Source organism: Catenuloplanes niger, from assembly GCF_031458255.1.
Taxonomy (GTDB): Bacteria; Actinomycetota; Actinomycetes; order Mycobacteriales; family Micromonosporaceae; genus Catenuloplanes; species Catenuloplanes niger.
In genome coordinates, this window is the sequence record NZ_JAVDYC010000001.1 from 8351170 (window position 1) to 8368811 (window position 17642).

21 protein-coding genes are annotated in these 17642 nt (G+C 74.7%); 11 read left to right on the top strand and 10 right to left on the bottom strand.

What is annotated here, in order from left to right; translation table 11 throughout:
- The first annotated feature begins 211 nt into the window (after positions 1 to 211).
- Together J2S44_RS36595 and J2S44_RS36600 are read left to right on the top strand one after the other, a co-directional pair.
- Positions 212 to 1927 (top strand): IlvD/Edd family dehydratase, encoded by a 1716-nt coding sequence (locus J2S44_RS36595; RefSeq protein WP_310423920.1) that lies wholly within the window; start codon positions 212 to 214, stop codon positions 1925 to 1927.
- A 45-nt stretch (positions 1928 to 1972) separates the two neighbouring features.
- Positions 1973 to 2650, top strand: a complete 678-nt coding sequence (locus J2S44_RS36600) for an SDR family NAD(P)-dependent oxidoreductase (protein ID WP_310423923.1) — start codon at positions 1973 to 1975, stop codon at positions 2648 to 2650.
- Between the two features lie 54 nt (positions 2651 to 2704).
- Here J2S44_RS36600 and J2S44_RS36605 read toward each other — a convergent pair whose 3' ends face one another.
- The gene (locus J2S44_RS36605) at positions 2705 to 3889 is read right to left on the bottom strand and encodes a S8 family peptidase (RefSeq protein WP_310423927.1); all 1185 of its coding nucleotides are present in this window, start codon (positions 3887 to 3889) and stop codon (positions 2705 to 2707) included.
- Between the two features lie 224 nt (positions 3890 to 4113).
- Here J2S44_RS36605 and J2S44_RS36610 point away from each other — a divergent pair, with 224 nt between their 5' ends.
- Together J2S44_RS36610 and J2S44_RS36615 are read left to right on the top strand one after the other, a co-directional pair.
- Positions 4114 to 4254, top strand: a complete 141-nt coding sequence (locus J2S44_RS36610) for a hypothetical protein (protein WP_310423930.1) — start codon at positions 4114 to 4116, stop codon at positions 4252 to 4254.
- A gap of 12 nt (positions 4255 to 4266) precedes the next feature.
- Positions 4267 to 4722 (top strand): response regulator transcription factor, encoded by a 456-nt coding sequence (locus J2S44_RS36615; RefSeq protein ID WP_310423933.1) that lies wholly within the window; start codon positions 4267 to 4269, stop codon positions 4720 to 4722.
- Between the two features lie 152 nt (positions 4723 to 4874).
- Here the strand turns inward: J2S44_RS36615 and J2S44_RS36620 are convergent, their stop codons facing one another.
- Both J2S44_RS36620 and J2S44_RS36625 read right to left on the bottom strand, forming a co-directional pair.
- Complete coding sequence (locus tag J2S44_RS36620) at positions 4875 to 5684, bottom strand: FKBP-type peptidyl-prolyl cis-trans isomerase (RefSeq protein WP_310423935.1); 810 nt, start codon at positions 5682 to 5684, stop codon at positions 4875 to 4877.
- Positions 5685 to 5830: 146 nt separating this feature from the next.
- Positions 5831 to 6025: a poly-gamma-glutamate hydrolase family protein gene (locus tag J2S44_RS36625; protein WP_310423938.1), complete on the bottom strand. Its 195-nt coding sequence runs from the start codon at positions 6023 to 6025 to the stop codon at positions 5831 to 5833.
- A gap of 1 nt (position 6026) precedes the next feature.
- Here J2S44_RS36625 and J2S44_RS36630 point away from each other — a divergent pair, with 1 nt between their 5' ends.
- The 3 genes from J2S44_RS36630 (at position 6027) to J2S44_RS36640 (ending at position 7041) form a co-directional block, all read left to right on the top strand.
- Positions 6027 to 6227 (top strand): hypothetical protein, encoded by a 201-nt coding sequence (locus tag J2S44_RS36630; RefSeq protein WP_310423941.1) that lies wholly within the window; start codon positions 6027 to 6029, stop codon positions 6225 to 6227.
- Between the two features lie 12 nt (positions 6228 to 6239).
- On the top strand, positions 6240 to 6437 hold the full coding sequence (locus J2S44_RS36635) for a hypothetical protein (RefSeq protein WP_310423943.1): 198 nt from the start codon (positions 6240 to 6242) through the stop codon (positions 6435 to 6437).
- A gap of 73 nt (positions 6438 to 6510) precedes the next feature.
- On the top strand, positions 6511 to 7041 hold the full coding sequence (locus J2S44_RS36640) for a hypothetical protein (RefSeq protein WP_310423946.1): 531 nt from the start codon (positions 6511 to 6513) through the stop codon (positions 7039 to 7041).
- A gap of 87 nt (positions 7042 to 7128) precedes the next feature.
- Here J2S44_RS36640 and J2S44_RS36645 read toward each other — a convergent pair whose 3' ends face one another.
- Positions 7129 to 7833, bottom strand: a complete 705-nt coding sequence (locus tag J2S44_RS36645; RefSeq protein ID WP_310423949.1) for a MerR family transcriptional regulator — start codon at positions 7831 to 7833, stop codon at positions 7129 to 7131.
- A gap of 86 nt (positions 7834 to 7919) precedes the next feature.
- Between J2S44_RS36645 and J2S44_RS36650 the strand changes: the two genes are divergently transcribed.
- A complete protein-coding gene (locus tag J2S44_RS36650) occupies positions 7920 to 8390 on the top strand; it encodes a DUF6194 family protein (protein ID WP_310423952.1) in 471 nt (156 codons plus the stop codon).
- Between the two features lie 36 nt (positions 8391 to 8426).
- Here J2S44_RS36650 and J2S44_RS36655 read toward each other — a convergent pair whose 3' ends face one another.
- From J2S44_RS36655 to J2S44_RS36670, 4 genes are all read right to left on the bottom strand, one after another.
- The gene (locus J2S44_RS36655) at positions 8427 to 9056 is read right to left on the bottom strand and encodes a maleylpyruvate isomerase family mycothiol-dependent enzyme (protein ID WP_310423955.1); all 630 of its coding nucleotides are present in this window, start codon (positions 9054 to 9056) and stop codon (positions 8427 to 8429) included.
- A 196-nt stretch (positions 9057 to 9252) separates the two neighbouring features.
- Positions 9253 to 10257, bottom strand: coding sequence for an LLM class flavin-dependent oxidoreductase (locus J2S44_RS36660; RefSeq protein WP_310423958.1), 1005 nt, complete (start codon positions 10255 to 10257; stop codon positions 9253 to 9255).
- 12 nt (positions 10258 to 10269) lie between these two features.
- Entirely contained in the window at positions 10270 to 10560 is a 291-nt protein-coding gene (locus J2S44_RS36665; protein ID WP_310423961.1) for an ArsR/SmtB family transcription factor, read from the bottom strand.
- Between the two features lie 131 nt (positions 10561 to 10691).
- Positions 10692 to 11312 carry a hypothetical protein gene (locus J2S44_RS36670; protein ID WP_310423965.1) on the bottom strand — a complete coding sequence of 207 codons (621 nt, stop codon included), beginning with the start codon at positions 11310 to 11312 and terminating at the stop codon, positions 10692 to 10694.
- A gap of 87 nt (positions 11313 to 11399) precedes the next feature.
- Here J2S44_RS36670 and J2S44_RS36675 point away from each other — a divergent pair, with 87 nt between their 5' ends.
- Together J2S44_RS36675 and J2S44_RS36680 are read left to right on the top strand one after the other, a co-directional pair.
- On the top strand, positions 11400 to 11999 hold the full coding sequence (locus tag J2S44_RS36675) for a TetR/AcrR family transcriptional regulator (protein ID WP_310423968.1): 600 nt from the start codon (positions 11400 to 11402) through the stop codon (positions 11997 to 11999).
- Positions 12000 to 12138: 139 nt separating this feature from the next.
- Entirely contained in the window at positions 12139 to 13254 is a 1116-nt protein-coding gene (locus tag J2S44_RS36680; RefSeq protein WP_310423971.1) for an NADH:flavin oxidoreductase/NADH oxidase, read from the top strand.
- Between the two features lie 83 nt (positions 13255 to 13337).
- Here the strand turns inward: J2S44_RS36680 and J2S44_RS36685 are convergent, their stop codons facing one another.
- Entirely contained in the window at positions 13338 to 15371 is a 2034-nt protein-coding gene (locus tag J2S44_RS36685) for an alpha-galactosidase (protein ID WP_310423974.1), read from the bottom strand.
- Positions 15372 to 15703: 332 nt separating this feature from the next.
- Here J2S44_RS36685 and J2S44_RS36690 point away from each other — a divergent pair, with 332 nt between their 5' ends.
- Positions 15704 to 16717: a LacI family DNA-binding transcriptional regulator gene (locus J2S44_RS36690; protein ID WP_310423977.1), complete on the top strand. Its 1014-nt coding sequence runs from the start codon at positions 15704 to 15706 to the stop codon at positions 16715 to 16717.
- Between the two features lie 345 nt (positions 16718 to 17062).
- On the opposite strand, the gene J2S44_RS36695 is transcribed toward J2S44_RS36690, so the two are convergent.
- Complete coding sequence (locus J2S44_RS36695; RefSeq protein ID WP_310423979.1) at positions 17063 to 17467, bottom strand: YkvA family protein; 405 nt, start codon at positions 17465 to 17467, stop codon at positions 17063 to 17065.
- Positions 17468 to 17642 lie beyond the last annotated feature (175 nt).

Genomic DNA, 17642 nt, shown 5'->3' on the forward strand with positions numbered 1-17642 from the left:
CACCCGGCGGCCCGGGCGCGCGCGAGCTCACCGCACCGCCACCACGGCCGCACCCGGCGCGGTCCGTGCGATGTGGACGGACGCCGCCGACGGGCCGGCGCGTATCGCGGTGCCGGTGCCGAACGTCCGGAAAAGTGGGCAGGCGCGTTCCGGTATGCCTACCATGCGAACACGATTCCATCGACTGATCTAGATCGCGAGGGGTCATCTGATGCAGGCACGGCGCAGCGCTCAGTGGTACGCCGGTGACGACCGGAACAGCTACATCCACCGTGCCTGGATGCGTCGCGGTCTGCCCGCGGACGCGTTCGACGGCCGCCCGCACATCGCGATCGCGAACACCGCCTCCGACCTGACGCCGTGCAACGCGCACCTGGACGAGGTGGCCCGCAGCGTCGCCGACGGCATCCACCGGGCCGGTGGCATCCCGATGAACCTGCCGGTGGTGTCGCTCGGGGAGACACAGGTCCGGCCGACCGCGATGCTGTGGCGGAACATGGCCGCGATGGCGATCGAGGAGATGCTGCGGGCCAACCCGATCGACGCGGTGGTGCTGCTCGGCGGCTGCGACAAGACCATCCCGGCGCTGCTGATGGGCGCGGCCTCGGTCGACCTGCCCGCGGTCGTGGTGCCGGGCGGGCCGATGCTGACCGGCACGTTCCGCGGCGTCCCGCTCGGCTGCGGCACCGACGTCTGGAAGCTCAGCGAGGAGGTCCGCGCGGGCACGCTGTCCGCGGCCGAGTTCCAGCGCTCCGAGTCGTCGATGATCAGGAGCAAGGGCCACTGCAACACGATGGGTACGGCGTCCACGATGGGCCTGCTCGCCGAGGTCCTCGGCATGACGCTGCCCGGCATCGCCGGCACCCCGGCGCCGGACTCCCGGCTGCTGGAGGCCGCGCATGCCACCGGTGTGCTCGCGGTCGAGCTGGCCGACACCGGCCGCCGGCCGAGCACGGTGCTGAGCCGGGGCTCGTTCCTGAACGCGATCGTGGCGCTGGCCGCGCTCGGCGGCTCCACGAACGCGGTCGTGCACCTGCTCGCGATCGCCGGCCGGCTCGGCGTGCCGCTCACCCAGGACGACTTCGACCGTACCGGCGCGGGGGTGCCGTTGCTCGTCGACCTCCAGCCGGCCGGCCGGTTCCTGATGGACGACCTGTATCGCGCCGGTGGCCTGCACGCGGTCCTCGCCGAGGTGCGGGACCTGCTCGACCCCGCCGCGCTCACGGTCACCGGCCGGCCGCTGGTCGAGCAGCTCGGCACGCCGCTCGTCTACGACCGCGAGGTGATCCGCCCCCGCGCGGACCCGCTGAAGCCGCACGCCGGGATCGCGGTGCTGCGCGGCAACCTCGCGCCGGACGGTGCCGTGATCAAACCGGCGGCCGCGTCCCCGCACCTGCTGCGGCACCGGGGCCCGGCGGTCGTCTTCGACTCGGTCGAGGACCTGCACGCCCGCCTCGACGACCCGGACCTGGAGGTGACCGCGGACTCGGTGCTGATCCTGCGCGGCTGCGGTCCGCGCGGCTATCCCGGGATGCCCGAGGTGTCCAACATGCCGCTGCCCGCGAAGCTCCTCGCCGAGGGGGTACGGGACATGGTGCGCATCTGCGACGGCCGGATGAGCGGCACCGCGTACGGCACCGTGGTCCTGCACGTCACCCCGGAGGCCGCGGCCGGCGGCCCGCTCGGCAAGGTCCGTACCGGCGACATGATCGTCCTGGATGTGGAGGCCCGGCGGCTGGACGTGGACATCCCCGACGCCGAGCTGGCCGCCCGCGAGCCCGCGCCGGAGATGGTCAAGGCGTTCGCGGCACCGGCCCGCGGCTGGGAACGGCTCTACGTCGACACGGTCGGGCAGGCCGACACCGGCGCCGACTGCGACTTCCTGCTCGGCGGCAGCGGCGACCAGGTCTCCCGCGAGTCCCACTGACACCGGAACGCACCGGCGGCCGGCACCCACCGACGGAGGAACACCATGCCCCGTACCGCGGTCATCACCGGCGGCCGCAGCGGTCTCGGCGCCGCGACCGCGGCCCGGCTCGCCGCCGACGGCGTCCGGGTGCTCACGCTGGACGTGACCGACGGCGCCGACGTGCGCGTCGACGTCAGCGACACCGCGGCCGTCGACGCCGCCGCCCGCCGGATCGGCCCGGTCGACATCCTGGTCAACTCGGCCGGCATCGTCGGCCCGAACGCGCCGCTGTGGGAGATCGGCCGGGACGGCTGGGACCGCGTGTTCGCGGTCAACGTGCACGGCACGGTGAACACCTGCCGCGCGTTCGTGCCCGGCATGCGCGAGCGCGGCTGGGGCCGGATCGTGAACATCGCCAGCATGGCCGGCAAGGACGGCAACCCGAACATGTCGCCGTACTCCGCGTCCAAGGCCGCGGTCATCGGGCTCACCAAGTCGCTCGGCAAGGAGCTGGCGACCAGCGGCGTCCTGGTCAACGCGATCGCCCCGGCCGTCATCGAGACCCCGATGAACGCGCACACCGCGCCGGACGCGCTCGCCCACATCACCGGCCTGATCCCGATGCGCCGCGTCGGGCGTCCCGAGGAGGTCGCCGAACTCGTCGCCTGGCTCACGTCCGACCGGGTCAGCTTCTCCACCGGCGCGGTCTACGACATCAGCGGCGGCCGTGCCACCTACTGACGGCGCCCGCGCGTGCGTGGGGCGCGGAGCCGGGCTCCGCACCCCACGCCGCGGTCAGAACGCGCCCGTGTAGAGCAGCCGGTTCGGCGAGCCGGTGCCGGGGCTGACCACCACGCCGGGTGTCGTCGCCGCGATCACGGCCGCGTTCACCTGCGCCGGCGTCGCGGCCGGGTTGGACTCCAGGTAGAGCGCGGCCGCGCCGGCCACGTGCGGCGCGGCCATCGACGTACCGCTGATGGTGCTCGTCGCCGTGTCGTTCGTCGACCACGCGGACGTGATGTTGATGCCCGGCGCGAACAGGTCCACGCACGTGCCGCGGTTCGCCCAGGACGACTTCCGGTCGCTGGAGTCGGTCGCGGACACGGTCAGCGCCTCGGCGACCCGGGCCGGGGACTGCGTGCACGCGTCCAGCGCGATGATGCCGAGGAAGCCGTTGCCGGCCGCGATCGAGTACGTCACGCCGCCCGCGATCGACCGGCGCACCGCGTCGTCCAGCACCGTGTCCGCGCCGCCGCCCAGGCTCATGTTCGCCACCGACGGGCCGTCCGCGTTCGCGGTCACCCAGTCGATCCCGGCCACCACCTGCGCGGTCGTGCCGCTGCCCTCGCAGTCCAGCACGCGCACCGCGACCAGCGACACGCCCTTCGCCACGCCGTACGCGGTGCCGCCGACCGTGCCGGCGACGTGCGTGCCGTGCCCGTTGCAGTCGTCCGCGGTGCCGCCGTCGACCGCGTCGAACCCGCTCACCGCGCGCCCGCCGAAGTCACCGTGGGTGGTGCGGATGCCGGTGTCGATGATGTAGGCGGTCACCGAGCTCGCGGTGGTGCCGTAGGTGTACGACGCGTCGACCGGCCGGTTGCGCTGATCGATGCGGTCCAGCCCCCACGACGGCGGGTTCGGCTGCGTGGCCCGCACCGTGTGGATCACGTTCGGCTGCACGTACGCCACGCCGGGCGCGGCCGCGAGCCGCCGGGCCTGGGCCGCCGACATCGTCGCCGCGAACCCGTGCACCGCGTGCTCGTAGGTGTCCCGCACGGTCGCGCCGTGCCGTTTCGCGAGGTCCGCGGCCGAGGCGCCGTCCTCCAGGACCACGACGTAACTGTCCGGCACCACCTCCGCGCCCGGCACCGCGAGGATCGTGCCCTCGACCGGTGCCGCCGCCGACGCGCCCGGCAGGCCGAACGAGCCGATCAGCACCGCGAACCCGGCCGCCATCGACAGCCGTACTCGTCTCGCCATCCGAACCTCCCATCGAGGGCCGAACCGGTCGGCTCGGCCGCCCATGCCGGGACGGTAACAATCACATAGACCTAAGGGAATGGGTGCGGCGCGTCCGGCCGCGCCCGCGTGCGGTCGCAACCGGACCGCAACCGGGGTGCACCCGGCCCGCCACCGGGCCACGGCTTCATCATCGTGTGCGGCGGATCCACCCGCCGCCCGCGGACGGCAGACAGGACGGCGGCATGGTGACCAACACGCTTCGTACCCACGATCCGGTGGCGCTCGACCCCGGCGCGCGGAGCCCGATCGCGGCCGCCCGGCACGCCCCGCTGCCGCCGCTGCCCGACGGCGACGTCCCCGACCTCGGCATCCAGCGCCGCTAGGAGGCGAGCATCGTGCGCCAGACCACCATGCCGTACCTGACCAGCGCGTTCATCGTTCCCGCCACGCTGCCCGAACCGGAGCCGCACGGCCCGTCCGACGCGCCGTGCGTCCTGGTCGCGGACGACGACGAGGACGTCCGCGCGCTCATCGAGTTCACCCTCGAGGCGGCCGGCTACCGGGTGCTCACCACCGGCGACGGTCTGTCCGCGCTCAGCCTCGCGGTCCAGCACCGTCCGGAGCTGATCCTGCTCGACGTGGTGATGCCCGGGATGAACGGTCTGGACATCTGCTACGAACTGCGGGCCAAGCCGCGCACCACGGACATCCCGGTCCTGATGCTCAGCGGCCGGGACGCCGCCGACGACATCGACCTCGGCATGACGCTCGGCGCCAGCTACTACATGACCAAGCCGTTCCGGCCGCAGGAGCTGGTCAACCGGGTGCAGCGTCTGCTGGCCGTGCCGTAGCCCTCGCCGGCGCTCCGCCGCGGGTGGTCCCGCTAGCGCGCGCGGCCACCGCTGCCGGTCGCGACGGCCGCCGCGTGTCGCGACGGCCGTCGCGCGTCGGGTGCGGCCGGCCGAGGTGCGGTCGGCCGGCCGGCCGGTGGCTGGGTGCGGGGTCAGGAGGCGGACAGCAGGTCGACGACGAAGCGGAGTGCGCCGGCCGGCCGGCCGCCGCCCGGGTTGTCGCCGTAGGCCAGGTCGGCCGGGATGTCGAGCTGGACCCGGCTGCCCACGGTCACGCCGGCCAGTCCCCGGTCCCAGCCCTGGATGACGTTCCCGGCGCCGAGCTGGAAGGTGAACGGCTCCGAACGGCTCCAGGACGAGTCGAACTCCGCGCCGTCGGCGTGGGTGACGCCCACGTAGTTCACGTTGATCGTCTGACCGGCCTGGGCCGCGGCACCGGTGCCCTTGATCAGGGTCGTCGTCGTGAGCTCGGCGACCGCGCCGGTGCCGGCGGTCACCGCCGGTTTCTGGCCCAGGGCCGGGTCGGCACCCGCGGGCAGCGGCGGGAACGCCGTGTCCGTCGCGGCCACGGTGGGGCTCGGGGCGGCCGCGTCCGGGCTCGCGGTCGTGGCCGCGGGATCCCGGCCCGTCGCGGTGCTGATCCACACGACCAGGCCGACGACGAGCGCCAGCACGATCGCGGCGGCGCCGGCCACGGTCAGGATCTGCCGCCGCTGCTGCCGCGCCCGGGCGCGGGCCTTGGCGACCTTGGCCTCCGCGCGCTTCTCGGCCTTCGTCTTGAGCGGCGGTCCACCGGCGCTCCCACGCTGCGGTCCACCGGCGCTCCCACGCTGCGGTCCACCGGCATTCCCGCGCTGCGGTCCACCGGCATTCCCACGCGGCTGTCCACCGGCGTTGCCACGCGGTGCGCCGGTGGTACGCCGGGCAGCCGCGCTGTCGCTGTTCGTCACGGAATCGGGCACGGCCCGACGATACGACACCCGATCGACCGCGACCGCGGCACCGCCCGGGCCCCGGTGCCGACCGCGTCCGGACCCGTGCCCCTCGGGAAGCCGAGTGGCATCGGTGCCCGCGGGAGCAGTCGGGCCGTGGCCGCCGGAAGAGGTCGTCAGTCCGTCAGCGCGAGCCGGGTGGCGGTGACGAACGCGTCGAGGACCGCCGTGGTGGTGTGTCTGCGCCGGGCACGGGTGTTCTCCGTGAACATCTGGCCGCGCAGCTCCGTGGTCGGTTCCAGTTGGGTGCCGGCGCCGGTGTACGTACGGTTGGCGATGTTGGCCGGGTCGGTGCCGGCCGGCGAGTCCACCGTGGACGCGTCAAGGTGCGCCGAGCTCGCGGCCGCGCTCGCCGCCGATCCGGGCGGGGCGATCCCGGCGTACGAGGCGGCGATGTTCGCCCGGGTCCGGCCGATCGCCGAGGCGTCCGCCCGCGCCCAGGCGATGATGCTGTCGCCGACCGCGGCGGACGACATCGTCCGCTTCTTCGGCTCCGGGGTCGCGCCCGGGTGACACCATGGCGGCATGACCCCGGAGCAGCACGCCACCCGCGCGGAGGAACTCGTCGCCGAGGCCGAGCAGTTGTACGGCGACCTCCGCGGCGACATCGAGAACGCCGACCGGGTCGACCAGGCGCTCTGGGGCTTCCTCGACACCACGGTCCGCCTCGGCCAACTGCACGCCACCCTCGCGCTCCGGCCGCCGGAGACGCCCGCGCCGTAGCGGTGCGCGGCGCCGGGTCCGCGGCGTCGCGGGGCGGCGGTTCGGCGGCCGGTGGGCCGGGTAGCGAGGAGCCATGAACCGTAACCTCGTCAAGGGCCTGCGGGCCGCCTGGGAGCTGGCCGAGTTCCGGGACGGGCTCCGGCACCTGATCGATCTCGACGAGGTCGCGATGCTGCTGGCCACGCTCGCCGTCGCCGATGCCGAGCGCGACGGCGAGGTCGAACGCAGCCTGCTGGAGCTGCTGCGGTCCGCGCTCGACCGGGCCGAGATCCGGGAGGCCGTGATGCTGCTGCTGGAGCGCGACGAGGTGCGCCGCCCGCTGGTCGCCGCGACCGCGGAACCCTTCGCGGACCGCCCGGCCCTGGCTGCCGCGGTCGCCGCCGCGGCCGAGGACCCGGCGGTGCGGCGCGAGGTGCGGGCGGTGCTGGACGACGCCCGGGCCCGCGCGCTGATCTGGGCCGCGGTCGACGACCAGGTGGCGGGCCACCGCTTCGGCCTGCTGCGCCGCGCCGCGCTGCTGTTCGTCCGTCACCCCGGCGTCCGCCGCCTCGCCTGGACGCTGCACCGCCACGGCGTCCTCCGCGAGCTCCGCCGCACCCCGTGACCACCACCCGCCCGGGGCCGGGCGCGGGATGGCGGTTGAGCCGGCGGCACGGTTCGGGAGGTCTGCGCCGGCGTGGTGACCTGCGCGTCAACCCGCCGGCCAGTCGGGCGTGTCGGTCGCGGACGGCAGCAGTGCGCTGAGCGCGGCCGCAGCGTGCAGCAGCGCGTGGGAGCGGGCGGTCAGGGCCGCCTCCCGGGTGCCGAGCGCGGGGCCGGCGTCGGCGTGGCGCAGCTCCGGCAGCAGCGCGCGCAGCGTGGCGATCGGGTATCCGGCCCGGCGGAGCTGGTCGGTGACGCGGGCGTCCCGGACCGCGCCGGGGGAGTAGACGCGGTCCCGGCCGGCCGCGTCCCGGTCCGGGACGACCAGGCCCTCGGCGTGCCAGTGGCGCAGCGTGGACGCGCGCACGCCGAGCGCGGCGGCCAGCTCGGAGATGGTCATCGCGTCACCGGCGCGGACGTCGAGGATCGGTTCGGCGGAGATCGTCCGGGCGGCCTCCTGGGCCAGGCGCAGACTGCGGCGCTCGGCGTCCAGGCGCGCGTGCGCGGCGTCGAGCAGCGCCAGCGAGCGCGCGGGCGGCGGCTGGTGTGCGGCGCGCACGATCGCCCGGGCCTCGGCCGGCCCGGTGCCGGCGGCCAGCGCGCGGTAGGCGGTCGCGGCCAGCACGTGCCGGTCGGTGTAGGCGCGGTGGCCGGTGGCGGTGCGCGCCGCGGGCGGCAGCACGCCGTCGCGCTCGAGGTTGCGGATCTGCTGGACGGAGTATCCGGACCGCCGGGCCACGTCCACCGTCCGCATCGCCCGATTGTAGACCCGCACCCGGGCCGGCCTCGGGTTCGCGGTGCGAAAGTCTCCACAAGCAGTTCAATGGCAGGCTTGAAGGCATGACGATGGACGAGATCATTGCGTACGTGTCCGGCCTGGACCGCGGCGTGCTCACGCTGCGCCCGCGGGAGGGCGACGGCACGCCGGAGATCGCCTGGGGTGACGCGTTCTTCTACCACTCGCCGGACGGCACCGTGCCCACCACGGTCCAGCCGTTCGCCACGATCGTCACCAAGGACTACCTGGACGACACGTCCTCGCGCCTCGACCGGCCGGACGCGTTCCGGGTGAACGTGCACGTGCCGAAGGAGGACTTCGCCCGGCTGACCGGCCACGCACCCCGCGACGCCGGCCGGGTCTCCGCGGACCCGAGCGAGCCGGACACGGTCTTTCCCCATCCGGTGTACGGCACGATGGGCTGGCTGTCGATCGTGAACCCCGGGCCGAGGACCGCCGGGACCGTCCGCGAGCTGCTGCGCACCGCGCACGGAGTGGCCCGGTCCCGCCACGAGCGCCGCTCCGCCGACTGACCCGGCACGCCTGCGGAGAGCGTGCCGTCAGGCGGGTCAGGCGTGGAGGCGGCGGGTCAGGTGCGGCACGCCGTCCCCGTCGAGCTCGGGGAGCACGACGGTGCGGCCGGTCAGCGCGAGCAGCACGGCCTCGCCGGTGCCGCGCACCAGCGGGCCGGCGCCCCACGACCAGCCGAGGTCGGTCGCCTCGAAGCGCAGGCCGGCCGGGCGGCGCTTCGGCGTGAAGCCGACGGCGCGACCGCCGACGAGGAAGTCCAGCGACACGCGCAGCGCGTCCGGCCGGAGAGCGTGCGGGAGGCCCAGCGGCCGTCGCATGTCCTGCCCGTGCACGTGCAGGTCGGTGAGCTGCCCGGGATAGCCGACGACCGGCGGCCGGAACGGGTTGTCCGCGTTCTTCCGCAGCAGGTCCGCCAGCTCACCGGCCGGCCGTCGCGCGACCCGCACGGCGAGGCGGTCGTTGGCCCGGTGCACGCGGAATCCGCTGCGCACCAGCAACAGCAGTGTGGCCGCGTCCAGATCGGACACGGCGGCGACCAGGTGGCCGGCGACCTGTTGCACGGTCCACGACGCGCACAGGCTGGGCGCGCGCAGCTGGCCGGCGTCCAGCGAGTCGATCAGGTCGGCGATCCCACGCCGTTCCGCGGCGATCATGCCCCTGACATCCACAGTGGTACGGTACCGCGCCTCGCCGCCGCGGCCCCGGACTTTCCGGCCACCGGGCGCCACCGCCGGCGTGCGGAGCCCTCGGCCGGAGGCCGTTCCGGGCCGGGGCCCACCGGGTGCGCGAGGCCGGCGCGCGCGGTACGCCCGCCCCGCGCCGGGAACGGCGCGGGGCGCGTACCCGCTGATGGGGTGCCGGGTGTCAGGCGGCCGCGGCCGCGGTCATGGCCGCGCCGGTGAGCTCCACGGACCTGGTCCGGGCCGCGACGTCCTCGGCGTGGTGGGCGGTGATCAGCTCGTCGGCGCGGATCGACGCGGCGAACGCCTCCAGGTAGTCGCGGACCTCCTCGGGCGTGCCGACCGCGGTGTACCGGGTCATCTGCGCGAGCTGCTGCCCGTTAGGCGAGGCGAGGAACGCGTCGATCTCCGCGTCGGTGAAGTTCTGGCCGACCGACCCGCGGGTGATGAACGCGCGGGTCCGGTTGCGGTACGCGCGGGTCTTCTGGTCCTCGGCCTCCTCGTGCGTGTCGGCGGCGATCACGTTCACGCCGGCGATCACGTACGGCTCGGACAGCTGCACGGACGGGGTGAACGTGTCCCGGTAGACCTGCACGGCCTGGTGCAGCGCGTCCGGCGCGAAGTGCGAGGCGAACGCGTACGGCAGGCCGAGTTGCGCGGCGAGCTGCGCGCCGAACAGCGACGAGCCGAGGATGAACAGCGGGACCTCGCCGTCCGGCTTCGGGTAGGACTGCACGCCGGAGATGCGGGTCCTCCCGGTCAGGTAGCCCTGCAGCTCGAGGACGTCCTGCGGGAACGACTCGGCGGACAGGTGGTCGCGGCGCAGCGCGCGCATGGTGACCTGGTCGCTGCCGGGTGCGCGCCCGAGACCCAGGTCGATGCGGCCGGGGTAGAGCGTGGCGAGCGTGCCGAACTGCTCCGCGATGACCAGCGGCGAGTGGTTCGGCAGCATGATCCCACCGGAGCCCAGCTTGATCGACTCGGTGTGCGCGGCCACGTACCCGATCAGCACGCTCGTGGCCGACGACGCGATCGTCGCCATGTTGTGGTGCTCGGCGTACCAGACGCGCTGGTAACCGCTGCGCTCCGCGGCGCGGGCCAGCTCCACGCTGGCCTCGAAGCTGTCACGCGCGGTCTGGCCGGTCGCGATCGGGGCGAGGTCGAGCAGGGAGAGTGCGGTGGGCATCATGTCGCCTTCCGGTTACAGGTCGTGGTGCAGGCGTGCGGCGAACGCGCGGATGCGTGCCTCGTCGCGGCGGTAGTACGTCCACTGACCGCGGCGGGTGGCCTGCAGGAACCCGGCACGCTGCAGGACGGCGAGGTGCGCGGAGACGGTCGAGGCGGAGCACCCGGCGCGCTGCTGGATCAGGCCCACGCAGACACCGAGCGGCTCGTCACCGGCGCCGTGCGCGAAGTGCGCGGCCGGGTCCTTCAGCCACTCCAGGATGCTCAGGCGGGTCTCGTTCGCCAGCGCCTTGCACTCGTCCAGCACACGTACCATCCTTCGGTATTTCGCTAAGTTCCGAAATTACGTCACGGACGGTGGTGGCGCCACCGTGACGCTCCTTACCCACCACGATCCGGCCACGCCGCCCCGTATCGGCGTGGCCGGATCCGGCCGGGTCAGGCCGTGACCGGGTCGGGCAGGAACGTGCGGGCGTGCGCGAGCAGCTCGTCCGGCGTGTCGGTGTGGAACCGCAGCTCGGTGACGCCCGTCGCGGGGCCCTTCGGCAGGTCCAGCGTGACGGGCTCGCGGAACACGACGTCGATCGCGGTGAGGCTGCCCGTCGCGATGCTGACCACGTCCCCGGCGCGCTGCACGGTGTCGCTCTCGGTCAGGTAGCGGCTGTGTGCCCGGACGGTGGCGACGGTGTGCCACGGGATCGCCAGGTCGAGCGTGTGCGAGTTGCGCACGCGCAGCCCGGACGGGCCGACCAGGTGACGGTGGGTGATGAGGTTCGCGGCCAGGCCGATCATCCAGAGCAGGCCCCACACGCCGAGAACCAGCGCGACCACGCGCAGCCAGCCCCAGTTCGGCAGGAAATGGTTCAGGGCGAGGTCGATCGCGACGATGTCGATGGCGGAGACCACGATGAAGACGCCGAGGACCGGCGCGACCGGCCGCACGTATCCGAAGCTCTTCGCGCCCGGCTCCATCGGCATCGGCCGCCGGAACGTCAGCCGGTAGAGGCTCACCCAGAGGGCGATCTCCCACCGGACGGCCTTCGTGAGCAGCTTGATCATGTCGCCCCCCTCTTTTACGTTGCACCTGTAATGTAAAAGCCGCCGGCCGAGGTGTCAATACGACTGCAATGTGAAAACATGGGTCGCGTGCCGAAGAGGGTCGACCACCGCGAACGCCGCCAGCTCATCGTCGACGCGCTGATGCGGGTCGCCGCGACCGGCGGTCTGGAGGCGATCAGCCTGCGGCACGTCGCCGCCGAGGCCGGCGTCACCACCGGGATGGTGCAGCACTACTTCGCGACCAAGGACGACATGATGCGGTTCGCGCTGAACGGCATCGTGGAGCGCACGACCGCCCGGGTGGAGGCGGCGACGGGCCGGCTGCCGCAGCCGGTCACCCCGGCCGAGCTGGTCCGCATGCTGCTCACCACGCTGCTGCCGCTCGACGATGAGCGGCGCGCGGACGGCCGGGTGGGCCTGGCGTTCCTCGCGTACTCCGCGGTCGAGCCCGGCGCCGCCGACCTGCTGCGGGACAACACGCGCCAGATGGCCGGTTTCCTGGCCGACCAGGTGCGGGCCGCGCAGGCCGCGGGTGCCGCCCCGCCGGGCCTCGACCCGGCGGCCGCGGGCGCGGGTCTGCTGGCGGCGATGGAAGGACTGTCGATCTACGTGCTCGGCGGCCACTACGACGGTGACACCGCGATGCGCGCGCTGGACGCCCACCTCGGCCTGATCTTCACGTCCTGAGTCGGATCGCGGGCGCGTGACGTCAGTTACCACGCGTTGGAAACTATGCGCGTGTGCATCTAATCTGGCGACCGACAGGACGCCTCCGGGGCCGGCGCAGGTCCCGGGCATCTCATCTCCTCGGGGAAGCGTGACCGCCGTGACCAGCCGACTGTTCCAGCCCCTCACCCTGCCCGCGGCCGACGGCGTGGGCCTGCGCCTGCGCAACCGCGCGTTCGTCGCCCCGATGTGCCAGTACTCCGTCGACGCCGAGGACGGCGTGCCGACCGACTGGCACCTGGTCCACCTCGGCTCGTTCGCGACCGGCGGCTTCGGCCTGGTCGTCACGGAGGCCACCGCGGTCGAGGCGCGCGGCCGGATCTCGCCGCGCGACGTCGGCCTGCACGACGACGCGCAGCAGGCCGCGCACGCCCGGATCGTCGAGTTCGTCCACTCCCAGGGCGCGGCCGCCGGCGTCCAGCTCGCGCACGCCGGCGGGAAGGCCTCCACCTACCCCTCGCTGCCCGGCATGCCCGTCGCCACCGTGCCCGTCGCCGAGCGCGGGTGGTCCACGGTCAGCGCGGCCGACGGCCCGGTCCTGCCCCCGCTCGACCCGGCCACCGCGCTCGACGAGCCCGGCATCACCGCCGTCGTCGAGGCCTTCGCCGACTCCGCCCGCCGCGCCGACGAGGCCGGCTACGACGTCGTCCAGATCCACGCCGCGCACGGATACCTGCTGCACCAGTTCCTGTCGCCGCTGACCAACACCCGCACCGACGGGTACGGCGGGGACGAGCGCGGCCGGACCCGCCTGGTGCACGAGGTCGTCGCCGCGGTCCGCAAGGTGTGGCCGGCACACAAGCCGCTCGGCATCCGGATCAGCGGCACCGACTGGGTCCCCGGCGGCTGGGACGTGGCGGCCTCCGCCCGCCTGGTCCGCGCGCTCGCCGACGAGCACGGCGTCTCCTGGGTCGACGTGTCCAGCGGCGGCCTCGGCCACGGCGCCACCATCCCGGTCGGCCCGGGCTACCAGGTGCCGCTGGCCGCCCACCTCACCGACGCGCTGACCGGCACGGACGTCGTCGTCAGCGCGGTCGGCCTGATCGACCACGCGACCCAGGCCGAGACGATCCTGGCCACCGGCCAGGCACACGCCGTCTCCGTCGGCCGCGCCGCGCTCCGCAACCCGCACTGGGCCACCCAGGCCGCCGCGGACCTGGGCGTCCCCGCGGCCGACCGCCCGTACGCCCCGCAGTACTGGCGCGCGGGCTGGTGAACCCCCGCCGGTGCCGGCGGTGACCGGCCGTCCGCGGCGAGCCGGGTGCCGAGAACGCCTCGCCACCCGGCTCACCGGGACCGTCAGGCGGCCGACACCTCGAACAGCGCGGCCTGCTGCGGCTTGAGTAACGGCACCGCGAGCCCGACCTCGGACAGCACCCGGCCGGGCAGCGTCACCGCGCCGGACGCGAGCCACGGCGGCGGCGCGTCCTGGGTGACCGCGCCGGTCAGCAGCGGGCGGACCGTGTAGAGCCGGTCCGGGTCCAGGCCCGGGATCCGCAGCGGCGCGGGCAGCGCGGCCTGCGGCGCGTCCAGCGTCACGTAGGCGACGACCGCGGCGCGCCGGTCCCGCGCGACCACGCCGTGCACCAGCTGGGCCGGGTCGGCGGTGTCGGCGCGGACCACCCGGCCGGTGTGCAGCAGCTCGCGGAGCCGCTTGTGCAGCGCGATCCACTCCCCGATCGTGGTGCGCTCCTCGGGCGTGGCCCGCAGCAGGTTCCACTCGATGCCGGCACTGCCGAACAGCGCGGTGACCTGCCGGAACGCGAGATCCGTGGTGCGGCCGGTGATGTGCGCGGCCCGGTCACCGAGGTGCCCGCCCAGATACTCCGGCGGCACCAGGACCGACGTCCACCGCTGGATGCTCTGCCGGTCGAGCGGGTCGTTGGTGTCCGAGGTCCAGAACCGGTCGACCAGCTCCAGGATGCCCAGGTCGACGCGCCCGCCGCCGGACGCGCAACTCTCGATCTCCACGTCAGGGTGCGCCATCCGCAGCTCGCGCAGCAACCGGTAGAGCGCGGTGGTCTGCGCGTGCGCTACGCCCGGGGTGAGCACGTCCCGGTTGTGGTCCCACTTCAGGAACGCGATCGGGTACTCGGTGAGCAGCGCGTTCAGCCGCTCCAGCACGTACCCGTACGCGTCGGGGTGGGAGAGGTCCAGCACGCGCTGGAACCGCCAGGTCGGGGAGGACTCCGCACCGAGCACCCAGTCCGGATGCGCGGCGGCGAGCTGCGAGGACGGGCTGACCATCTCCGGCTCGACCCACAGGCCGAAGTCCATGCCGGCGTCGTGCACCCGCGTGATCAGCGGGTGCAGTCCGGCGGGCCAGACCTCGGTGTCGACGAACCAGTCGCCGAGCGCGCGCCGGTCGTCGCGCCGCCCGGTGAACCACCCGTCGTCCAGCACGAACCGTTCCACGCCGACCTCGCCGGCCGCGTCCGCGAGCGCGCCGAGCGTCTCCAGGTCCTGCGCGAAGTAGACCGCCTCCCACGTGTTCAGCACGACCGGCCGCGGCCGGTGCAGCTCGGACCGGCCGCGGATCCACGGGTGCAGCCGGTCGGAGAGCCCGTCCAGCCCGCGGTCCGACCAGACCGCGACCAGCCACGGCGTGGTGTACTGCGCGCCCGGCGCCAGTGTCACCTCGCCCGCGCCGAGCAGCTCACCGGCACCGAGCACGGCCGGGCCGAGCGCGGACCGGGCCGCCCAGACCCGCTTGTCGCCGCTCCACGCCAGGTGCGCGGCCCACACCTCGCCGCTCCGGAACCCGAACCCGGGCACGCCCGCGGCCAGCAGGAACGCGTCGTCGTGGCCGGGGCGGCCGTGCCGGGACTCGCGCATCCACGCGCCCTGGCGCAGCTCGCCGCGCTGCGGCCGGCGCTCGTGCGCCCACAGCCCGGAGAAGTCCAGCACCTCCCGCGCCCGGTCCGGCACCGGCAGCTGCAGGTCCAGCGCGGTCAGCACGAAGTCCGACGCGCCCCGGTTGACCAGGGTGTGCCGCATCCGCAGCACACCCTCCCCGGACAGCTCCAGCCGGGTGGTGACGGCCAGCGGGCCGTCCGCGGTGATGCTTGTCCAGCCCGGACCGGCGTCGGTGGACCAGTCGCGGAACGAGACCGGTGACCGGTCGGTGAAGAACCCGTCGAGCCCGGGGCGCTCGCTCCAGCCGTCCGCGAAGGACGGCAGCAGCGGCAGCCGCAACGGCACGTCGATGCTGCTGGGTGGCACCGCGGGCACCGACGCGTCGGCGATCGCGGCGAGCGCCGGGGCCGGGAGGTCGCCGAGGTCGGCACCCCAGTGGACGACGGCGGGCGGTCGTGCGTCGCGAGCGTCCAGCACGAGGCTGACACCCGCGGCGCGAAGCTGGCGGATCAGGGCACTACTCCTTGCCGGGTACGGACCGCGAGGTCGGTGTCGATGGCCGGGCGCCGCGCCTCCCCGGTGTGCCGCGACGGCGCCGCCCGTGAACCACTGTGGCACGGGAATCGCCGCGCGCCGGCCGCCCGGACCCGGCGCGCCGGGCGGCACAGCGACCGGTCATGGAGCGCCCCCTCGGTGTGTGCACGTGCACACACCGAGGCCGTACGATGCCCGCGGATCGGGTGTGTGAACGTGCACACGGTGTCACGCGGCCGATCGAGGGTCAAGCGCGCACGGCTACGCTGTGCCGCGTGGCACGGACGCAACCGCAGAAGCGCGCCACGGTGCACGACGTGGCCGCCGCGGCCGGCGTCTCCCGCGGCACCGTGAGCCGGGTACTCAACGGCGGGTACGTCTCCGCCCAGTCCCGCGCCGCCATCGAGGCCGCGATCGCCGACGTCGGCTACGTGCCGAACACGGCCGCGCGCAACCTGGTCCGGCGCCGCACCCAGGCCGTCGGCTTCCTCACGCTCGAACCGCACTCGCTGCTGCTGGAGGACCCCAACATCGGCGCGATCATGCTCGGCGCGAACGAGGAGCTGTCCGTCGCCGAGCACCAGATGGTCAGCCTCGTCGTCGACTCCGCCCGGGACACCGAGCGCGTCGCCCGCTACCTCAGCGGCGGGTTCGTCGACGGCGCGATCGTGGTCTCCGCCCGCACCCACGACCCGATCACCCGGGTGATCGCCGCGCTCCGCCTGCCCGCCACGTTCGTCGGCCACCCACCCGACCTGGCCCGCGACACCCCGTGGGTCGGCATCGACAACGCCGGCTCCGCCCGCGCGCTGGTCACCCGCCTCGCGGCCGGCGGTCGGCGCCGGATCGGCATGATCGCGGCGGCGCTCGACCGCGACTCCGGCGCCGACCGCCTCGCCGGCTTCCGCGCCGCGCTCGGCGACCGCTTCGACCCGAGCCTGGTCGCGGAGGTGCCGCTCTACGACTACGCGTCCGGCGTCAAGGGCATGCGCGAGCTGCTGTCCCGCGAACCCGCGATCGACGGCGTGTTCGCCGCCTCCGACGCGGTCGCGGCCGGCGCGCTCGAGGCGCTGCGCGACGCCGGCCGGTCCGTACCCACGGAGGTCGGCCTGGTGGGCTTCGACGACAGCTCCTGGGCGCTGCGGGCACAGCCGCCCCTGTCCACGGTCCACCAGCCGGCCCGCGAGATCGGCGCGGTCGCGGCCGACCTCGTCCTCCGCCAGATCCGCGGCGAACACCCCGACCCGGTCGTCCTCCCGTCGCCGATCATCTGGCGCACCTCCGCCTGACCGGCCGCCCCCTCGGCTGCTGCTCTGCCGGTTGCGTTCTCCCGGTCGCCGGTCGCTCGGTCACCCGGCCAGTTGGTCATGCCCGCTCGCCCGGCCGCCTGGTCACGCGGCCGCCTGGTCGCCTGACCAGGCGGCTTGCTGATCGCCCGGTCACGCGGCCCGCTGGTCGCCCGGCCACGCGGCCCGCTGGTCGCCCGGCCACCCGGTTGCCGGTCTCCGCGGTGAGGTGCCGCCGGCTTCTCGTCGGCCTGCCGGCCGGTGGTGGTCCCGTGGCGGGGAGCTCGCGGTGCGGTGGCCGGCCGAGTGCGGTGCGGCGACCGTCGTGGCCCGGGTGGGTGGTGTGGCTCAGCGGCCGAGCCCGGTGAGGCGGCTGAGGGCGGCGAAACCGTCGTCGGTGCCCGGCCAGTGCCGGCGGACCGCCTCCGGGCCGGCCCGCCGGACCACGGAGCGCAGGACCGCGACCACGATGATCACGTCGTCGGCGTAGCCGAGGACCGGGACGAAGTCCGGAATCAGGTCGAAGGGCAGGGCCAGGTAGGCGAGCAGGAGCCCGAGCCGGACCCGGACCCCGCGCGGCAGGTCCCGGTCGGCGGCGAGGCGCCGCAGCAGCCGCAGCAGATCGGGCAGGAGCCGCAGCGCCTCCGTGAGCCGGGCCCCGTCCGGCTTGGCGGCCAGCAGCGCGACCAGCAGGCCGAGCCAGGCCAGCAGCAGTGCCGCGGCGACACCGGCCAGCGTCTGCCACCACTCCATGCGCCGCGCTCCCTTCCGCCACCGCCGGGGTGCCCCGCCGCCGTGCGCCGCAGCAGGCCGGCGACCTGCATGATCATGCCTGATCGGCCCGCCGGTCGCGCGTCCCGGTCACCTCGTCCGGCCGGCCGTGGGCGGCGGCTGTTCGGCCCGCCGGGTGTCGCCTGTGGCCGCATTC